The sequence below is a fragment of the Nocardioides sp. Bht2 genome, from assembly GCF_047308515.1.
Classification (GTDB): domain Bacteria; phylum Actinomycetota; class Actinomycetes; order Propionibacteriales; family Nocardioidaceae; genus Nocardioides.
This window is the reverse complement of the sequence record NZ_JBLBWI010000013.1, coordinates 101189-117593: the sequence shown is the minus strand read 5'-3', so window position 1 is coordinate 117593 and position 16405 is coordinate 101189. Positions and strand designations below refer to the sequence as shown.

Sequence of the window (16405 nt, the reverse complement as noted above, 5' to 3'; positions counted from 1 at the left end):
CCCCTCACCATCCACAACTCCTCAACCAGAGTTGCTTCCACCCCTTGACCCCGCCGCCGATTTCAGGGGCTTTTCGTCAGGGACTATCTCGGGGTGGGTTAGACGAGGGTGGGCTGGAGGCGGGCGTTGAGTTGGGCGGCGATGCGTTCGAGGTGCTGGGTCTGGCCCCAGGTGGCGACCATGCCGTGGAAGATCACCGCGCCTGCCTCGGTGTCCGCGACCAGCGCGGCAACGGTGAGGACGCCGGGGCGAGGCTCCACCCGGAAGGAGGTGACCGCCGAGGTGGCGAGACAGACCTCGCTACCGCCCACCTGGCGCACCGTGGCGTCGTCGACCACGACCGCGCTTCCCTGGAGCCAACGGCCGAGGACCGCCGTGAGTGCGACGAAGCCGACGATCAGAACGGTTGAGAGTGGGTGGCCCTCGGTCGGTCCCGGACGCAGGAAGGTCAGTGCGAGACACGATGCCAGAACGAGGATCGTCATCAGGAGAACACTTGTCGGACGTGCGACGCGCAACGGCGGGGTGACGGCCTCCGTCTCGTCGGCCTGAGGCGCACTGAGGGCAAGGACCGACTTCATCTGCCGTAGGACCGCGTGGAGTTCGTCGGACCTGTCGAGAGCGACCCGGAACCTGCGCAGTTCGATCGCCTTCGTCGAGGTGTGGATCAGCGGCCAACTGTAGGTCGACCGGCCACTCTGGCCGGTGACGACTTCGAGGTCGGTGATCTCTGCTGCGGCGATGCTCCGCCGGGTGAACCTCTGCCACGCCAGCCGGTCGGCGGTGGCGGTCAGGAGCCCGCTGCGTGAAGTCGCGATCACGCAGAGCGCGAGCGCGACGGCGATGGTTCCGTGGACGAGGGCCAGTGCGCGCTCGCCATCGGCCCAGGATCGGGAGGCCAGCAGGGACGCCACGATCAGGGTGACTGTGAGGGCAGCCAGGATAGGGATGGTGGCCGTGCGGAACCGGTACACCACCTGCTCAGGGGGCATTGGCACGCTGCTCTGCCTACTCGTCCTCGACGAAGTTGGTGGTGACCCAATGCGAGGCGAGGAAGGTGACCACGGTGATGATCGGAACCACGACGATCATCGCGGGCGACATCAGCACCTCGATCAGGAAGAGCAGACAGATCACCGCTAGCAGGCCGACGGCGAGGAAGCTGGTGCTCGTCGGATCGGTGATCTTCCAGGCGGTCAGTAGCAGGCTGCCGACGGCGACCAGGGCGATCAGGATCAGGATCAGCACACCGATCCCCGAGCCGCCGCACGAGCTGGTGCCCTTGATCGCTTCGCAGCCGGCCATCCCGAAGTAGGTCAGACCGACGCCGAGCAGTCCGACGACGGCACCGGTGATCGCGGCCGCGATCGGGCCGCTGAGCTCGGGGAGACTGAGGAACCGCCACCCGTCGTCGGCGCTCTCATCGTCCGCATCGACTTCGTCGGCGTGCAGCGCAGCCGTCGGTTCTTCATCGACGGCGGTGCTCGTCTCGCTGCTCAGCGCAGGCGCTGCTGCGGCTGCACTTGCTGCTGCCGCCACCGGTTCCTTGCGCTTGCCGAAGCGGCCGCGCTGCGGTGCTGCCTCGGCTGCGGGGGCCTCGACGACGGGCGCCTGGGCGACCTCGGGCTCTGCCGCGGGCTCGGTCTCCACCACGGGCTCGACGACGGCAGGCTTGGCGGCAGCGACCGGCTCGACCACAGGCTCGACGGCGGGCGCGAGCTCAGGCTCGGCGACCGGGATCACCGCGGTGGCCTCGGCTTCGTTCACCGGCTCGGCGGGGACCACGACCTCGCCCACCTGCTCGTCGGCCTCGACCGGCGCTTCAGCGGGAACCGACTCGGCGACCTCGGCGACCTCGGCGGCCGGAGCCTCCGCAGCCGGAGCCTCGACAACCGGAGCCTCCACCGGCTCCTTAGGAGCCTGCACCAGCCGCTCGAAATCCTCGGCGGTCGGTGCGTTCGGCCGATCGGTGCCCGAGGAAGCGGGTGCCGGAGCCCCCTTCTTCTTGCGTCGGAACATCGAGCCCAGACTCGGCAGCTCCAACTGAGGGGCGTCGTCGGGACGGTCCTTGTCAGCCATGCGCCGAAGTCTGCCACGCAAGGCGCTCTTTGGCGGGGAAAACCGAGGCCTCCCACCTGGCAGAGAGCCGCAGGATCAGACCGGGCCGAGGAGGTGGCGGAGCTTGTCGCGCAGGTAGTCGCGCTCGGCTGCGTTGACCGTGGCCGCGATCGCTGCCCGGTAGGCCTCAACCGCCTCTTCCCGGCATCCGGCGCGGGCCAGGAGATGGGCACGGACCGACTCCAGACGGGGTAGAGCCGGGTGTTGGGACGCCAACTCGGTAAGGGCATCAAGCGCCACCGGGGTGCCGTCGGTCATCGCCAGCGCGACGATCGCGTTCAGCCGGATCGTCGGGTTCCGGCTCCCGGTCACCTGGTCGAGCACGGTGTAGAGCGCGCGGATCTCCTCCCAGTCGGTTGCCGCTGCGTTGGGAGCGGAAGCGTGCAGTCCGGCGATGCACCCCTGGAGCAGGTACGGCCCAGGCTGCGCGCCGCGCACGGAGCGATCAAGAAGGGCGAGCCCTTCGGTCACCATCGCCGGTACCCACCGTGAGCGGTCCTGTTCCTCCAACGGCACTAGTTGCCCACGGTCGCCGACCCGGGCCGGATGGCGCGCCTCGGTGAGCAGCATCAGGGCGAGCAGCCCTGCAGCCTCCGTGGAGCCGGGCAGCGCGGTGACCAGGAGCCGGGTCAGCCGGATCGCCTCGGCGGCCAGATCGGCATCCTGCGCGGGCGCTCCGGTCGTGGTGTGGTGTGCCTCGGTGAACATCAGGTACAGGACATCGAAGACGGCGGCACCCGGCGGCTGGGCCGGTCAGAGCGCGTCCCGGTGCTCCTTGAGGCGCTGCTTGGCGCGGGTGATCCGCTGCGCGATGGTCGGTTCAGGGAGCTGGTAGACGTTGGCGATCTGTTCGGTCCTCAGCCCAGCGACGGCGCGCAAGGTCAGTGCCACCTGGCCGGTTCGGGGGAGCGCGGGGTGGCAGCACAGCCGAAGGAGCAGCAGCGCGTCGTCGCTCTCACTGCTGACGCTGCCTGCGGTCAGCGGTTCGTCGAGCAGCGCGACGCGTTGCTCCCGTTCTCGGCGACGCCGATCGGTGCGGATCAGGTCGATGTAGCGGCGGCGAGCCGTGGTTGCCAGCCAGGCCTGCGGGTCGTCCGGGGGCCGGGTGGCCCAGCTCCGATGCGCCTCCAGCACGGCCTCCTGGACAGCGTCCTCACAGTGGTCGAACTGGTCCGCGCCGTAGCGTCGGACCAACCGGGCCAGGGTCTGCGGCACGAGCTCGCGCCACAGCTCCTGGCTCATCGGCTGGGTCATCCGTCGCCGAGGTCGGCGAAGATCACCGGCCGGATCTCGACGGCGAGCCCCGGGATCTGCACGTCGGGGATCTGCAACGCCAGCTCGACGGCGCGCTCCTCGTTCTCGACGTCGACCAGGTAGAAGCCACCGAGGAACTCCTTGGCCTCGACGAACGGGCCGTCGCTCACCGTGGGGATACCGTCGACGGCGCGGACCACCTTCGAGCGGCTCGGGTCGGCGCAGGCCTGGGTACTGATGAACTCGCCGTTCTCCTTGGCTGCGTTGACGAACGCGGTGTGCCCGTCGCCGAGGGCCTGCTGCTGTTCGGGGGTCAGCGCTTCCAGAACGGCGGGGTTGATCTGCATCAGGATCAGGTACTTCATCTCAGCTCCTTGCTCAGGCCCCCGGTCGGGGCGTGTGCAACGTGGTCGTCGCCAGATGCGCAGATACGACAGTGTGACAAGACGAAGGCGCCGGAAAATACAGAAACCCGGCGAATCCTAGGATTCGCCGGGTTCATCTGTCGGGCTGACAGGATTTGAACCTGCGGCCTCTTCGTCCCGAACGAAGCGCGCTACCAAGCTGCGCCACAGCCCGATCACCGGCAACCAGGGGTTAACCGGTGAACGGAAAGGAGCATACCGGAGCTTGAAGGTGTCGCCGAAATCGGGGCACGGAACGCCGTGCTCAGCTGCGCGGGGCGAGGGTGATCAGGGTGGCCTCGGGGCGGCAGGCGACCCGGAGCCGCAGATACGGGTTGGTGCCGACGCCGGCCGAGACCTGCAGCCAACTGGAGCCGGGATCGCCGTCGCGGGAGGCGGCGGGGTGCCGGTGCAGCCCCTTGGCGCGGGCCGGCTCCAGGTCGCAGTTGGTGGTCAGCGCCCCGTAGAACGGCAGGCAGACCTGCCCGCCATGGGTGTGCCCGGCCAGGATCGCGTCGTAGCCGTCGCGGGCGAACTGGTCGAGGACCCGCAGGTACGGCGCATGGGCGATCCCCAGCCGTAGGTCGGCCTCGGCGTCGGCCGGGCCGGCGACGCCGTCGAGGTCGTCATAGTTCAGGTGCGGATCGTCGACACCGGCGAACGCGACCTCGAGATCACCGAGCGTGAGCGTGGTCCGCAGATTGGTGAGGTCGGTCCAACCTGCCGCGTCGAACCCGCTACGCAGGTCGCGCCACGGCAGCTGCGGTACGTGCGTGTGCCGGAACCCGGTGTCGGGGAAGAGGTACTGGAGCGGGTTGCGGAGGCGGGGCTCGAAGTAGTCGTTGGAGCCGAAGACGTAGACCCCGGGCAGCTCAAGTAGTGGGCCGAGGGCGTCCAGCGCCACGGGGACGGCGTCGCGGTGCGCCAGGTTGTCGCCGTTGTTGACCACCAGATCGGGTTCGAGTGCGGCCAGCCCGCGGACCCACTCCTGCTTGGCGCGCTGGTCCGGGGTCATGTGCAGGTCGGTCAACTGGAGCACCTTGATCGGCCGGGCGCCGCGCGGCAGAACCGGGATCTGGACCCGCCGCACCGTGTAGGCGCGGGCCTCGGCTGCCGCATACCCGGTCAGAGCCAGGCCAGCCAGTGCGGCGGCGCCGACAATCCGGGAGAAAACCATTCCCCAAGGCTGCCACAATGGTGGACATGAGCGCTTTGAAGGATCGACTCCGCGAAGACCTGACCACCGCGATCAAGGCGCGCGACGACCTGCGCTCCTCCACGATCCGGATGGTCCTGACCGCGATCACCAACGCCGAGGTCGCCGGCAAGGAGCAGGTACAACTCTCCGACGACGACATCGTCGGTCTGCTCTCCACGGAGGCGAAGAAGCGGCGTGAGGCCGCGACGGCCTTCGAGGATGGTGGGCGCACCGAGATGGCCGCCAAGGAGCGCGCAGAGCTCGAGGTGATCACCGAGTACCTGCCGCAGCAGCTCTCCGACGTCGAGATCAGTGAGCTGATCGCTGCCGCGATCGTCAAGGTAGGCGCGGCCGGTGAGGGGATGAAGGCGATGGGCAAGGTGATGGGTGTCGTCACGCCGCAGGTCAAGGGTCGTGCTGACGGCGCTGCGGTGGCGGCTGAGGTGCGGCGCCAGCTCGCCTCCTGAGCAACACCCGGACGCGCCGATGGTGCGGACTGAGAACGTCAGAAGGGCGGCACCCGGTTCGGGTGCCGCCCTTCTGTGTGAGCCTGGTGCTGAGTCTCAGTGCTCGGAGTTCTTGAAGCGCTCGATCGAGGCCTCGATCTCGGCCTCGGCGTCCGCGCGACCGGTCCACTCGGAACCGTCCTCGACCGACTTGCCCGGCTCGAGGTCCTTGTAGGTCTCGAAGAAGTGCTGGATCTGCAGCCGCTCGAACTTCGGCACGTCCTCGATGTCCTTGAGGTGGTCGAAGCGCGGGTCGCCCGCGGGCACGCAGAGGATCTTGTCGTCGCCGCCGGCCTCGTCGACCATCTTGAAGACGCCGATGGCGCGGGCCTTGACGATGCAACCGGGGAAGGTCGGCTCGGGGAGGATCACCAGGGCGTCCAGCGGGTCGCCGTCCAGGCCCAGGGTGTTCTCGATGTAGCCGTAGTCCTCCGGGTACGCCATGGAGGTGTAGAGGTAACGGTCGAGGTGGATCCGACCGGTTACGTGGTCAACCTCGTACTTGTTTCGAGAGCCCTTGGGGATCTCCACCAACACGTCGAACTCGAGCACTTCTATCCTCCACAGCTACTCCGACGACACCTGCGCCAGACATGACAGAACGTGGCCCCGGGACTGGGCCGTCGTCCATCTTCGCGCACAATGGGGCCGAATATGCATTCAGCGAAGGAGTTCGGGTGGCACAAAGTGACACACGCCACAGTTCGCGCCTCCTGACCTGGGCCCCGATCGCGCTCGTCCTCTGCCTCCTGGCGGCGGGGTTCGCGGCGTTCGAATACGACCTCGGGGAGCGCTTGGGGATCGCCGCCGAGGCACCTTCGTCGCCCGCGGAGCTCCCCGCTCCGGAGCAGCTGCACCTGCCCGCCTCGACGCCGGCCGGTCCGGTCGCGGTGCCGTCGGCGCCGTCGGTGGAAGCCGATCGAGTGGCGATCCGTCGGGCTGTGGCCAAGATCCTCAACCGGAAGACCTGGGGGCCGCATGTGGTCGCCGCCGTCGGTTCACCGGGTGGCCGGGTCTGGTTCGACAACAAGGGTGGGGTCGGGACCCCGGCGTCGCTGATGAAGCTGGCGACCGGTCTCGCTGCCCTGGACGCGCTCGGCGCGGGCCACACCTTCACCACCAGGACGGTCTCGGTCGGCGACACGGTGACCCTGGTCGGTGGCGGCGACCCGTTCCTGGCGGCGGAACCGGCGAAGAAGACCGCGTGGCCCAAGCAGGCCGACCTCCGCGACCTCGCCGACCAGACCGCTGCGGCGTTGATTGCGGCTGGCCAGACCAAGGTCCGGCTCCGCTTCGACGACTCCCTCTTCACCGGGCCGGACCTCAACCCCAGTTGGCCGACCGACTACTTCACCGACGGTGTGGTCGCCCCGATCACGGCCCTGTGGGTCGACCAGGGCGACAAGCGGGACGGATGGGGACACGAGCGGAAGCCCGCGACGTCGGCGGCGCAGCTCTTCGCCTCGCAGCTGCGGGACGCCGGGATCACCGTCGCCGGCGCCGTCAAGCGCGGCACCGCCGCCGTCGAGGCGCCGGTCCTGGCCGAGGTGCACAGCGCGCCGGTGAGCCAGATCGTCGAGCAGGTGATCGCGGTCAGCGACAACGAGGGCGCCGAGGTGCTGGCGCACCATGTCGGCATCGCCGAGGGCGCGGGCGGCTCCTTCGCCGGGGGTGCCCAGGCGGTACGCGCCGTGCTCAAGGGGCTGGGTGTGCCGTTGGCCGGTGCCCGCCTCCTCGACGGCAGCGGGCTGTCGCGCGACAACCTGCTGAGTGCCCGGACCTTGCTCGGGGTGCTCGACGCGGCCGCGGAGCATCCGGAACTGCGATCGGTGATCGAAGGGCTTCCGGTAGCCGGTTTCAACGGATCGGCAGCCAACCGGCTCGCCAAGAGCAACCCCGAGGGCCTCGGCCGGGTCCGGGCCAAGACCGGAACCCTGACCGGGGTGCACGGCTTCGCCGGCGTGATCGAGGCGGTGGACGGAACCGTCTTCACCTTCGTCGTCTTCGCGGACCGGGTCCAGATCGAGGACACCTTGGCCGTCCGTGGGCTGATCGACGACTTCTCGGCAGCGCTTGCGGCTTGCCGTTGCGGCTGACGTCGCCTCCAGGTGCCACGTAGGGTCGAGGGCATGGAAGAGGCAGCCAGCGGGTCGTTCATCGACTGGGACTACGCGGTCCGGATCGGCACCCGCATCGTCGGTGACGGGCCGGAGGTCACCCCTGCCGAGGCAAGCGCGGCGGTGGAGGAACTGCGGGCCGGCGCGAACCGGGCGACCGGCCTGGTCCGCGACTTCACCGGGCTGGACGCGCCCGAGGGGACGGCGCCGATCCTGGTGGTCGACCGGGCGAACTGGGTCCGCGCCAACGCCGACTCGTTCGCCCGCGCGCTGGGGCCGGTGATCGGTCAGGTGATGGGGGAGCGGAAGCCGGGGCTGATCGGTCGCACGGTCGGCTCCCGCCTCACCGGCGCCGAGGTCGGTCTGTTGCTCGGCTTCATGGGCTCCCGGGTGCTCGGCCAGTTCGATCCGTTCTACGACCCGTACGGCCGCCTGCTGCTGGTCGCCCCCAACGTGGTCCACATCGAGCGCGAACTCGACGCCGATCCCACCGACTTCCGACTCTGGGTCTGCCTGCACGAAGAGACCCACCGGGTGCAGTTCACCGCCGTGCCGTGGATGCGCGAGCACCTGATGAGCATGGTCGCGAAGATCGCGGCCACGATGAAGTCCGAGGACGGCGCCCTGGACGAAGGCGTGAAGAAGGTCGCCTCCGCGTTGCGCGGGGGCTCTGGTGGCGGCTCGCTGGTGGAGATGGTGAGTTCGCCGGAGCAGCGTGAGCTGATCGATCAGGTGACCGGCATGATGTCGCTGCTCGAAGGCCACGCCGACGTTGTCATGGACGGGGTCGGCCCCGAGGTGATCCCGAGTGTGGCGGCGATCCGCCGCAAGTTCACCCAACGGCGCAAGGGCGTCGGCCCGTTGGACCGGATCCTGCGGCGGCTGATGGGGCTGGACGCGAAGATGGCGCAGTACCGCGACGGCGCCAAGTTCGTCCGTGAGGTGGTCGACCAGACCGGCATGGAGGGCTTCAACGCCGTCTGGGCGCAGGCCGAGAACCTGCCCTCGAAGGCGGAGATCCTCGAACCTGAGCTGTGGGTCAAGCGGATCTACGGATGAGCCTGCATCCGGCGGTGGCCGCGGTGCGGCGCGGGGTGCGCGCGGCGTTGGCCGAGGCGGAGCCCGGCGACACCGTCGTGGTCGCCTGCTCCGGCGGCGCGGACTCGCTCGCGTTGGCCGCGGCGACCGTCTTCGAGGGACACAAGCTCGGGCTGCGGGTGGTCGGCGCCACCGTCGACCACGGCCTCCAGGACGGCTCCGCAGAGCAGGCCGGACGGGTGGTGGCGCAGCTGGCCGCGCTCGGCGTCGACGAGACGCTGACCGCCCGGGTCACCGTCTCCGCGGACGGGATCGGCCCTGAGGCGGCGGCCCGCGAGGCGCGCTACCAGGTGTTGGGCGAGATCGCGGACCGGTTGTCGGCGCTCGTCCTGCTCGGGCATACCCGCGACGACCAGGCCGAGACGGTGTTGCTCGGGCTGGCCCGGGGTTCGGGTGGTCGTTCGGTGGCGGGGATGCGGCGCGGCTACGGCCCGTTCCGGCGCCCGTTGCTCGACGTCAGCCGCGACGACACCGTGGAGGCGTGCCTCGTCGAGGGGCTCGAGGCGTGGTCGGACCCGCACAACGAGGATCCTGGCTACGCCCGGGTCCGGGTCCGCCGCCGAGTGCTTCCGGTGTTGGAGGCCGAGCTCGGGCCGGGGGTGGCGGCCGCGTTGGCGCGGACCGCCGACCTGCTCCGGCCCGACATGGAGTTCTTGGACCAGCTCGCCGGGCTGTCGCTGACCGAGTGCTCCACCGAGACCGGCCTCTCGGTCGCGGCCCTGGGCGGTCTGCCGGAGGCGCTGCGTACCCGGGTGCTCCGTTCGGCGGCGGTGGCGGCGGGTGCGATCGACGCGGAGCTGGCTTTTGAGCATGTCGCCGCGATGGACGGCCTGATCACCGGGTGGCGCGGCCAGAAGTGGATCGACCTGCCCGGCCACCTGCGCGCGTTGCGGAGCGAGGGCGAGATCCGCTTCCTCAGCTCAATGTGACCTCAGCGTCCTGTTTCCGTGCAGAACGGAACGCTCAGGTCACATTGAGCGGAGGGAACGAGCACCGGCTGATGATCCGACGTGGTCGATGTGGCAGGCTGACGGACATGGATTCCGCCCACGTCGAAAGCGATCTGATCAACATCCTCTTCACCGAGGAGCAGATCCAGGCGAAGCTGCAGGAGATGGCCGACCGGATTGCCGCCGACTACGAGGGCAAGGACCTCCTCATGGTGGGTGTGCTGCGCGGTGCGGTGATGGTGATGGCCGATCTGTCGCGCTCCCTGGGCCGCCACGTCGAGATGGACTGGATGGCGGTGAGCTCCTACGGCTCCGGCACCAAGTCCTCGGGTGTGGTGCGGATCCTCAAGGACCTCGACACCGACATCTCCGGCCGTCACGTGCTGGTCGTCGACGAGATCATCGACACCGGTCTGACCCTGAGCTGGCTGATCTCCAACCTGTCCAGCCGGAACCCGGCCAGCGTCGAGATCGCGACCCTGCTGCGTAAGCCCGAGGCGCTGTCGATGCCGGTCGAGCCGAAGTACGTCGGCTGGGACATCCCCAACGAGTTCGTGGTCGGCTACGGCCTCGACTACAAGGAGCGGTACCGCAACCTGCGGGACATCGGCACCTTGGCGCCGCACGTCTACTCCTGAACCCGATGGCGGTAGCTGACGGGTTCGTCACCCTCGGGTGCCAGTTCTTCCCCGGGGTACAGGGCGGCAGCGCCGGCGAGGTGGCCGACGCGCTTGCCGACCTCGGCCTGCTGGGGGCGGTCTCGTCGATGCTGGTCGGCGACCCGCCGTCGCGCGAGGCGTATCTGCTGGCCGACCTCGACGGCCGCGTCCTGCGCCGTGTCGGCGACGCCGTCGAGTCGGGGCCGGAGCTCGCTGAACTTCTGGAGCCGCTGGCCGTTGCCACCGGCTGCGCGGTCGGGATCGAGAGCTCCGACCTGGTCTTCTCCGTGCCCGGCTGGAAGCCTCTCGACGACGCCCGGGACCGCTCGGCCGCCGTCGGCGATGTGGTCAGCGCGCCGCTCGGTGGCCGCTCCGCGGAGGAGGTGGCCCAGGAGTGGGCCCAGAGCGCCGGTTCGCCGTTGCGCTACTGCGAGCAGGACGGCGTCGTGGTCGCCGGTTTCGCGAAGCCGACCGCCGCGCTGCACCGGCTCCACTTCGGCGAGGGCCAGCACCCGGTGCTGGTGCTGAGCCTGATCCGGGGGCTGCGTCATCTCAACGTCCTGAGCGACGGCGAGGCCCTGCCGGGGATCGTGCTGCGGCCCGATCAGCCGATGGCGCTCAGCTTCGACGCCGCCGAGCTACGGCCGGTGTTCGCGGCGGACGGCGACGAGTTCGACGAGTTCGTGGCGTGGGCGGCGGCGCCGCTGGGCGTCGCGGGCTCGGCGCTCGCCGAGCTGCTGGCCGAGAGCCGGTTCGCCGACGTCGATGCCGAGGCGGTGGGCGCGGCGTTCGCCGCTGCCAACGACGCCGACTGGTCGGCGCGGCTGCTCACTGCGTTGGGCTTGAACACCACCATCGCCGAGGTGCACGAGGGCCGGATGTCGCTCGGTGACGTCGAGGTCGAGGCGGCGAGCCGCTGGGGCCGACTCCTCCGCCGTCGTCGCTGACTGCGGTTAGGGTCGAGCCATGCTGATCCGACCGGCAGAGCTCGAGGCGATCCGACGCGGTGAGATCGACCTCGCCTTCCGGCGTTGGGACCGCGCCCGGGTGAAGGTGGGCACGCAGCTGCGGACCGCCGTCGGTCTGGTCGAGGTGACCAGCGTCGACCAGGTGTCGCTGAGCGGCTTGCGGGCGGTTGACGCCGACCGTTGTGGCGCGGCTTCGCTGTCGGCGCTCAAGGCCGCGCTGGCGGCGCGTGCGGAGCTGTCGATCTTCCGGGTCGGGCTGCGGTTCGCCGGAGCCGATCCTCGCGAAGCCCTGCGGGAGGCGGTCCCGGACGCTGCGGAGATCGCCACCATCGCCGCGGGGCTGGACCGGCTCGACGCCGCCTCGGCGATCGGTCCGTGGACGCGGCCGACGTTGCGGCTGATCGACCTCAACCCGGAGCGCCGGGCGCCCGAGCTCGCCGCCGAGGTGGGGCGTGAGACGGCCGAGTTCAAGCGTGACGTCCGCAAGCTCAAGGAGCGCGGGCTGACCGAGTCGCTGGCGATCGGTTACCGGCTCTCGCCGCGTGGTGAGGCGGTGCTGGACGCCGAGGACGGGCCACGGCAGCGGGTGCCCCGACGAGTGGGGACGCCGTTGCCGCGCACCATCGGTGCGCCGGCGACCGCCGCCCTGCGCGCAGCAGACCTGCACACGTTGGAGTCCGTCGCCGCCTGGAGCCGCGGCGACCTGGCCGCCTTGCACGGCGTCGGGCCGATCGCACTCGACCGACTGGCCGCAGCGCTCGAGGAACGTGGGCTCGGCTTCGCCGTGTCCTGAGGTGTTCTGCCGCCAGGGAGGAAGGTCGCGACGTCGTCGACGCGACGCCGTCGGATCTTCTGCGAGCCTCCTCCCGCTGGGTCAGGAGGTCGGCGTCAACAGCATCGGCAGCAGCGTGGTCGCCTCGGCGCGGAGGTCGTCGAGCGCGCCCTCGCGGCCGCAGAGGTAGCCGAGCAGCGCCTGCTGGAAGAGGCCGTCGAGGAGTCCGTAGGTGACCGACGGCGCGAGCGCGGGGCTCCGCCCGGCCAGTTCGGCGTAGGTGCTGATCACCCGCCAGATCATCTCTTCGAGGGTCTTGTCGATCGCGACCACGGCTTCGCGGAGGTTCTCCTCGAACATGCTCTGGGCGCGGAGGTCGTACCAGAGTCGGTGCATCGGGGCTTCGTCGACGATCGTCTCGACCAGCTTGTCCGCGAACGCCCCGGCCAGTCCGTCGGCGGTGGTGGCTTCGGCGACGACGCCGTCGTAGCGGTGCACGCAGGTGGCCTTGTAGTAGCGCACGCAGTAGACGATCAGGTCGAGTTTGTCGGCGAAGTAGTAGTGCACGACCCCGTGCGAGAAGTCGGAGTTGTTCGCGATCTCGCGCAGGCTCGCCTTGGCGTAGCCGAGCTCGCCGAGGGTGCGCAGCGCCGACTCCGCCAGCTCGCGGCGACGTTCGTCGTGCTTGTCGGCAGGCGTGCGACGCGTGGTTGCGGTCGTCATGACGGGTGAGCCTATCCGCTGCACGCCGCTCTGGACAGTCGTCAAGAAAAAATTGGACAACTGACAAGGAAAGTCTTGACGACTGTCAAGGAAGTGCGATTGTGTGAGCCGCATCACTCGACGAACCAAGGGGGACTCATGGCCAGCAGCATCGATCTCGCCGGGCGCACCGCACTGGTGACCGGCGGCGCGCAGGGGCTCGGCGAAGGGATGGCGCGGGCGCTCGCCGCCGCCGGAGCAACAGTGGTGATCGCCGATCTGCGCGACGACCAGGGCGCCGCCGTCGCTGCCGAGATCGGCGGTCACTTCGTCCACCTCGACGTCACCAACGAGCTCTCCTGGAAGTCCGCGGTCGACGCCGCCGTGCAGACCGGCGGGCTCGACATCGTGGTCAACAACGCCGGGATCGAGATCAGCAGCCTGATCATCAACATCGAGCCGGAGGACATCCGCCGGATGCTCGAGGTCAACGTGCTCGGCACCGTGCTCGGGATCAAGCACGCCTTCCGGGCGATGGGCCCCGAGGGGCCGGCCGGCAAGGGCGGCGTGGTGATCAACGTGGCCTCGGTCGCCGCGACCATCGCCTTCCCGGCGATCGGCGGCTACTCGGCCACCAAGTCCGCTGTCGACCGGATCACCCGGGTCGCCGCGATGGAGAGCGGCAAGCTCGGCCTCGGCGTCCGGGTGAACTGCATCTACCCGGGGTTGGTGCCCACCGAGATGGGCGCCGGCCTGGCCAACGACATGGCCGAGTTGGGTCTCTTCCCGACCCCCGGTGACGCCGTCGCGGGTGTCGTCGAACTGACCCCGTCGGGGCGGCTCGGCACCGTCGAGGACATGGCGGATGCCGTCGTCTTCCTGGCCTCGGACCAGGCGAAGTTCATCAACGGCGTCGGCCTCCCGGTCGACGGCGGAATGGGAATGTGAGGAGCGAGATGTCCAGCACCAAGCCCGTCGTCGTCTACGGCGCCTCCGGCTACACCGGCCGGTTGATCTGTGAGTACCTGCGCGAGTTCAACGTGCCGTTCGTGGCTGCCGGCCGCAGCGCCGACAAGCTCAAGGCTTCGATGGAGTCGAACGTCGCAGGCATCGAGACCGCCGACTACGAGATCGTCGAGGTCGCCCACGAGGTCGAAGCCCTGGCTGAACTGTTCGCCGGTGCCTCGGTCGTCTGCAACACCGTCGGCCCGTTCAGCAAGTACGGTCCGCAGGTGGTGGAGGCGTGTCTCGCCGCTGGTACCCACTATCTCGACACGACCGGTGAGCAGGACTGGCTGATCACCTGTGATGAGCAGTACGGCAAGGCGTTCGAGGCCAATCAACTCCTGCTCAGCCCCGGCATCGCGCAGATGTACACGACAGGTGAGATCGCGGCCGAGCTCTGCTTGGAGAAGCCCGGCCTGGACACCCTCGACATCGCCGTCTTCTGGGGTGGGTCGCCGACGATCGCCTCCACGGAGACGATCCTGGTCAACGCGGCGACGTCGTCGGCGCACTATCTGCAACAGAACACCTACGTCGAGTTCGACCCGAACCAGGGTCTGGTGCCGCTGGTGGTCCCCGGCCAGCACGAGCTCGCCCAGTCGTTGCCGTGGGGCGGGACCTCGCACCCGGTCTGGTACCGGCGCGACCCGCGGGTGGCGAACTGCAAGGCGCAGGGTGGCGTCTTCAACGCCGCGTTGATGAACGGGGTGCCACAGATCGTCGCCGGTGCGCTGGAGGCGACCAAGGATATGAACGAGGCCGATCGCGACGCTGCGCTGACGGCGACCGCAGCCCAGGTGATGAACCAGATGCCGCCGCGGGAGAACCCCCGGCTGAACAAGTCGCTCGACTCGGTGCACGCCTCCGGACCGCTGGGTCGAGCGCACTGCGTGATCCACGGGAACCAGAACTACAAGCAGACCGGGCTGCTGCAGGCCTATGCCGCCTACTCGCTCCTTCAGCAGCCGCCGCTGCGTTACGGGTTCGCCTCGGGTTGCAAGGCGTTCGGGCACCGGGAACTGCTCGGGCAGCTGCGCGCCTTCGGGCTGGTCGCCGAGCCCGTCCTGACCGTGGAGGGCTGACGACGTGCGGTTGGCCGACTACCTGGACAAGGGCGCCTCGCTCGGCGCGGACGCCCCCTGTCTGGTCTGCGACGGCGAGGTACTCAGCTACGGCGAGGTGCAGGAGCTCAGCCGTCGGATCGCTGCCGCTCTGGCTGCTGGGGGAACGCTGCCGGGGGACAAGGTGGCAGTGCTCTCGGCCAACGACCCGATCGCCTTCGCCTGTGTCTTCGGGATCAGCACGGCAGGTGCGGTGTGGTGCCCGATCAACCCGCGCAACGAGGCCGAGGAGAACCGAGAACTGCTCGACCTCTTCGACTGCGAGACGTTGATCTTCCAGTCCGGATACGCGCCGCTGGTCGCCGCCGTCAAGGAGCGGCTGCCCAAGTTGCGCACCCTGGTCTGCCTCGACGCCGAGGTGGAGGGGGCGCTCTCCTGGCCGGAGTTCCTGGCGTCCGGAGAGGTTGCCGTCGACCTTCCCGGCGACGACGACCTGGCGATGATCGTTGGTACTGGCGGGACGACTGGCCGTCCCAAGGGCGTGATGCTCACCGGCGCCAACCTGGAGGCGATGACCGCGCTCACCCTGATCGGCTACCCCTGGCCGGAGCGCGGTGATCGTCCCACCTACTTGGCTCTGGCACCGTTGACGCATGCCGCGGGGGTGCTGTGCTTCCCGGTGCTGGCGCTCGGCGGGGCGATCGTGGTGCTGCGGACCCCGGACGTGGGCGGCTTCCTGAGTGCGGTCGCCGAGCACCGAGTGACGCACACGTTCCTGCCGCCGACCCTGATCTACCTGGTGCTCGACCATCCGGCGTTGCCCAGCACGGACCTCAGTTCGCTGCAGTGTTTCTGGTACGGCGCGGCCCCGATGTCGACCAGCCGGCTGCAGGAGGCGTTGCACAGGATCGGCCCGGTGATGGCGCAGCTCTTCGGCCAGACCGAGGCGCCGATGATGATCGCGATGATGCCGCCCGCCGACCACTTCCATGCCGATGGCACGGTCGCGATCGAGCGGCTCTCCTCGGCGGGGCGCCCGGCACCGCTGGTCCAGGTGGCGATCATGGATGAGGCCGGATCCCTTGTCCCAGCAGGGGAACGCGGCGAGATCGTGGTGCGCGGCTCACTGGTGATGCGCGGGTATTACAAGAACCCGGAGGCGACCGCGGAGGCCTCAGCGCACGGCTGGCACCACACCGGCGACATCGGATTCCTCGATGGTGAAGGGTTCCTGCACATCGTCGACCGGGCCAAGGACATGGTGATCACCGGCGGCTTCAACGTCTACTCCACCGAGGTCGAACAGGCGCTGATGGCGCACCCGGCGGTGGCCGACTGCGCGGTGATCGGGCTGCCGGACGAGAAGTGGGGCGAGCGGGTGACGGCGGTCCTGCTGGCCCGGCCCGGCGCCGAGATCGATATCGCTGAGCTGACGGCGTTCGTCAAGGAGCGGATCGGCAGCGTGAAGGCGCCCAAACAGATCGAGGTGTGGCCCGATCTGCCGCGCTCCAAGGTGGGCAAGGTGCTCAAGACCGAGATCAAGGCCGAACTCATCGCGGCGCCGGACAACGCGAACCGCTGAGGTTTCCGTCT

17 protein-coding genes, 1 tRNA gene and 1 pseudogene are annotated in these 16405 nt (G+C 69.4%); 10 read left to right on the top strand and 9 right to left on the bottom strand.

The window, feature by feature from the left end; genetic code table 11:
• Positions 1–98: 98 nt before the first annotated feature.
• From ACLM5J_RS15820 to ACLM5J_RS15790, 7 genes and pseudogenes are all read right to left on the bottom strand, one after another.
• The gene (locus ACLM5J_RS15820; RefSeq protein WP_413657429.1) at positions 99–992 is read right to left on the bottom strand and encodes a hypothetical protein; all 894 of its coding nucleotides are present in this window, start codon (positions 990–992) and stop codon (positions 99–101) included.
• Between the two features lie 16 nt (positions 993–1008).
• Entirely contained in the window at positions 1009–2079 is a 1071-nt protein-coding gene (locus ACLM5J_RS15815) for a hypothetical protein (RefSeq protein WP_413657428.1), read from the bottom strand.
• Positions 2080–2154: 75 nt separating this feature from the next.
• Positions 2155–2838, bottom strand: a pseudogene (locus tag ACLM5J_RS15810) (DUF6596 domain-containing protein); the annotation flags it as partial.
• Between the two features lie 33 nt (positions 2839–2871).
• The gene (locus tag ACLM5J_RS15805) at positions 2872–3372 is read right to left on the bottom strand and encodes a sigma-70 family RNA polymerase sigma factor (protein WP_413657427.1); all 501 of its coding nucleotides are present in this window, start codon (positions 3370–3372) and stop codon (positions 2872–2874) included.
• Positions 3369–3737, bottom strand: coding sequence for a YciI family protein (locus ACLM5J_RS15800; protein WP_413657426.1), 369 nt, complete (start codon positions 3735–3737; stop codon positions 3369–3371). Before ACLM5J_RS15800 ends, ACLM5J_RS15805 begins: the two co-directional genes overlap by 4 nt.
• 140 nt (positions 3738–3877) lie before the next feature.
• Positions 3878–3951, bottom strand: a tRNA-Pro gene (locus ACLM5J_RS15795).
• 90 nt (positions 3952–4041) lie between these two features.
• The gene (locus ACLM5J_RS15790) at positions 4042–4953 is read right to left on the bottom strand and encodes a metallophosphoesterase (protein ID WP_413657425.1); all 912 of its coding nucleotides are present in this window, start codon (positions 4951–4953) and stop codon (positions 4042–4044) included.
• Positions 4954–4979: 26 nt separating this feature from the next.
• Between ACLM5J_RS15790 and ACLM5J_RS15785 the strand changes: the two genes are divergently transcribed.
• Positions 4980–5441 (top strand): GatB/YqeY domain-containing protein, encoded by a 462-nt coding sequence (locus ACLM5J_RS15785; RefSeq protein ID WP_413657424.1) that lies wholly within the window; start codon positions 4980–4982, stop codon positions 5439–5441.
• Between the two features lie 96 nt (positions 5442–5537).
• On the opposite strand, the gene ACLM5J_RS15780 is transcribed toward ACLM5J_RS15785, so the two are convergent.
• Positions 5538–6032: an inorganic diphosphatase gene (locus ACLM5J_RS15780; RefSeq protein ID WP_413657423.1), complete on the bottom strand. Its 495-nt coding sequence runs from the start codon at positions 6030–6032 to the stop codon at positions 5538–5540.
• A 125-nt stretch (positions 6033–6157) separates the two neighbouring features.
• On the opposite strand from ACLM5J_RS15780, the gene dacB reads away from it, so the two are divergent.
• The 6 genes from dacB to ACLM5J_RS15750 all read left to right on the top strand — a co-directional run bounded on the left by dacB (position 6158) and on the right by ACLM5J_RS15750 (position 12065).
• Positions 6158–7576, top strand: a complete 1419-nt coding sequence (gene dacB, locus ACLM5J_RS15775; protein ID WP_413657422.1) for a D-alanyl-D-alanine carboxypeptidase/D-alanyl-D-alanine-endopeptidase — start codon at positions 6158–6160, stop codon at positions 7574–7576.
• Positions 7577–7609: 33 nt separating this feature from the next.
• Positions 7610–8656, top strand: a complete 1047-nt coding sequence (locus ACLM5J_RS15770; protein WP_413657421.1) for a zinc-dependent metalloprotease — start codon at positions 7610–7612, stop codon at positions 8654–8656.
• Positions 8653–9624: a tRNA lysidine(34) synthetase TilS gene (gene tilS, locus ACLM5J_RS15765; RefSeq protein WP_413657420.1), complete on the top strand. Its 972-nt coding sequence runs from the start codon at positions 8653–8655 to the stop codon at positions 9622–9624. The genes ACLM5J_RS15770 and tilS overlap by 4 nt, the downstream gene beginning before the upstream one ends.
• A 107-nt stretch (positions 9625–9731) precedes the next feature.
• Complete coding sequence (gene hpt, locus ACLM5J_RS15760; RefSeq protein ID WP_413657419.1) at positions 9732–10283, top strand: hypoxanthine phosphoribosyltransferase; 552 nt, start codon at positions 9732–9734, stop codon at positions 10281–10283.
• Between the two features lie 5 nt (positions 10284–10288).
• Positions 10289–11251 (top strand): hypothetical protein, encoded by a 963-nt coding sequence (locus tag ACLM5J_RS15755; RefSeq protein ID WP_413657418.1) that lies wholly within the window; start codon positions 10289–10291, stop codon positions 11249–11251.
• 19 nt (positions 11252–11270) lie between these two features.
• Entirely contained in the window at positions 11271–12065 is a 795-nt protein-coding gene (locus ACLM5J_RS15750) for a hypothetical protein (RefSeq protein WP_413657417.1), read from the top strand.
• A gap of 81 nt (positions 12066–12146) precedes the next feature.
• Here ACLM5J_RS15750 and ACLM5J_RS15745 read toward each other — a convergent pair whose 3' ends face one another.
• Positions 12147–12767 (bottom strand): TetR/AcrR family transcriptional regulator, encoded by a 621-nt coding sequence (locus ACLM5J_RS15745; RefSeq protein ID WP_413657416.1) that lies wholly within the window; start codon positions 12765–12767, stop codon positions 12147–12149.
• A gap of 138 nt (positions 12768–12905) precedes the next feature.
• Between ACLM5J_RS15745 and ACLM5J_RS15740 the strand changes: the two genes are divergently transcribed.
• Genes ACLM5J_RS15740 through ACLM5J_RS15730 form a run of 3 tightly spaced genes read left to right on the top strand, consistent with a single transcriptional unit; the run spans position 12906 to position 16394 of the window.
• Positions 12906–13694, top strand: coding sequence for an SDR family NAD(P)-dependent oxidoreductase (locus ACLM5J_RS15740; protein ID WP_413657415.1), 789 nt, complete (start codon positions 12906–12908; stop codon positions 13692–13694).
• An 8-nt stretch (positions 13695–13702) separates the two neighbouring features.
• Complete coding sequence (locus ACLM5J_RS15735; RefSeq protein WP_413657414.1) at positions 13703–14833, top strand: DUF5938 domain-containing protein; 1131 nt, start codon at positions 13703–13705, stop codon at positions 14831–14833.
• 4 nt (positions 14834–14837) lie between these two features.
• Positions 14838–16394, top strand: a complete 1557-nt coding sequence (locus ACLM5J_RS15730; RefSeq protein WP_413657413.1) for an AMP-binding protein — start codon at positions 14838–14840, stop codon at positions 16392–16394.
• Positions 16395–16405: the final 11 nt, after the last annotated feature.

What these genes read in the sequence shown, in the direction of transcription:
- ACLM5J_RS15820 (WP_413657429.1), bottom strand. Translation starts at nt 992, where the DNA reads ATGCCCCCTGAGCAGGTGGTGTACCGGTTCCGCACGGCCACCATCCCT.
- ACLM5J_RS15815 (WP_413657428.1), bottom strand. Translation starts at nt 2,079, where the DNA reads ATGGCTGACAAGGACCGTCCCGACGACGCCCCTCAGTTGGAGCTGCCG.
- ACLM5J_RS15805 (WP_413657427.1), bottom strand. Translation starts at nt 3,372, where the DNA reads ATGACCCAGCCGATGAGCCAGGAGCTGTGGCGCGAGCTCGTGCCGCAG.
- ACLM5J_RS15800 (WP_413657426.1), bottom strand. Translation starts at nt 3,737, where the DNA reads ATGAAGTACCTGATCCTGATGCAGATCAACCCCGCCGTTCTGGAAGCG.
- ACLM5J_RS15790 (WP_413657425.1), bottom strand. Translation starts at nt 4,953, where the DNA reads ATGGTTTTCTCCCGGATTGTCGGCGCCGCCGCACTGGCTGGCCTGGCT.
- ACLM5J_RS15785 (WP_413657424.1), top strand. Translation starts at nt 4,980, where the DNA reads ATGAGCGCTTTGAAGGATCGACTCCGCGAAGACCTGACCACCGCGATC.
- ACLM5J_RS15770 (WP_413657421.1), top strand. Translation starts at nt 7,610, where the DNA reads ATGGAAGAGGCAGCCAGCGGGTCGTTCATCGACTGGGACTACGCGGTC.
- tilS (WP_413657420.1), top strand. Translation starts at nt 8,653, where the DNA reads ATGAGCCTGCATCCGGCGGTGGCCGCGGTGCGGCGCGGGGTGCGCGCG.
- hpt (WP_413657419.1), top strand. Translation starts at nt 9,732, where the DNA reads ATGGATTCCGCCCACGTCGAAAGCGATCTGATCAACATCCTCTTCACC.
- ACLM5J_RS15755 (WP_413657418.1), top strand. Translation starts at nt 10,289, where the DNA reads ATGGCGGTAGCTGACGGGTTCGTCACCCTCGGGTGCCAGTTCTTCCCC.
- ACLM5J_RS15750 (WP_413657417.1), top strand. Translation starts at nt 11,271, where the DNA reads ATGCTGATCCGACCGGCAGAGCTCGAGGCGATCCGACGCGGTGAGATC.
- ACLM5J_RS15745 (WP_413657416.1), bottom strand. Translation starts at nt 12,767, where the DNA reads ATGACGACCGCAACCACGCGTCGCACGCCTGCCGACAAGCACGACGAA.
- ACLM5J_RS15740 (WP_413657415.1), top strand. Translation starts at nt 12,906, where the DNA reads ATGGCCAGCAGCATCGATCTCGCCGGGCGCACCGCACTGGTGACCGGC.
- ACLM5J_RS15735 (WP_413657414.1), top strand. Translation starts at nt 13,703, where the DNA reads ATGTCCAGCACCAAGCCCGTCGTCGTCTACGGCGCCTCCGGCTACACC.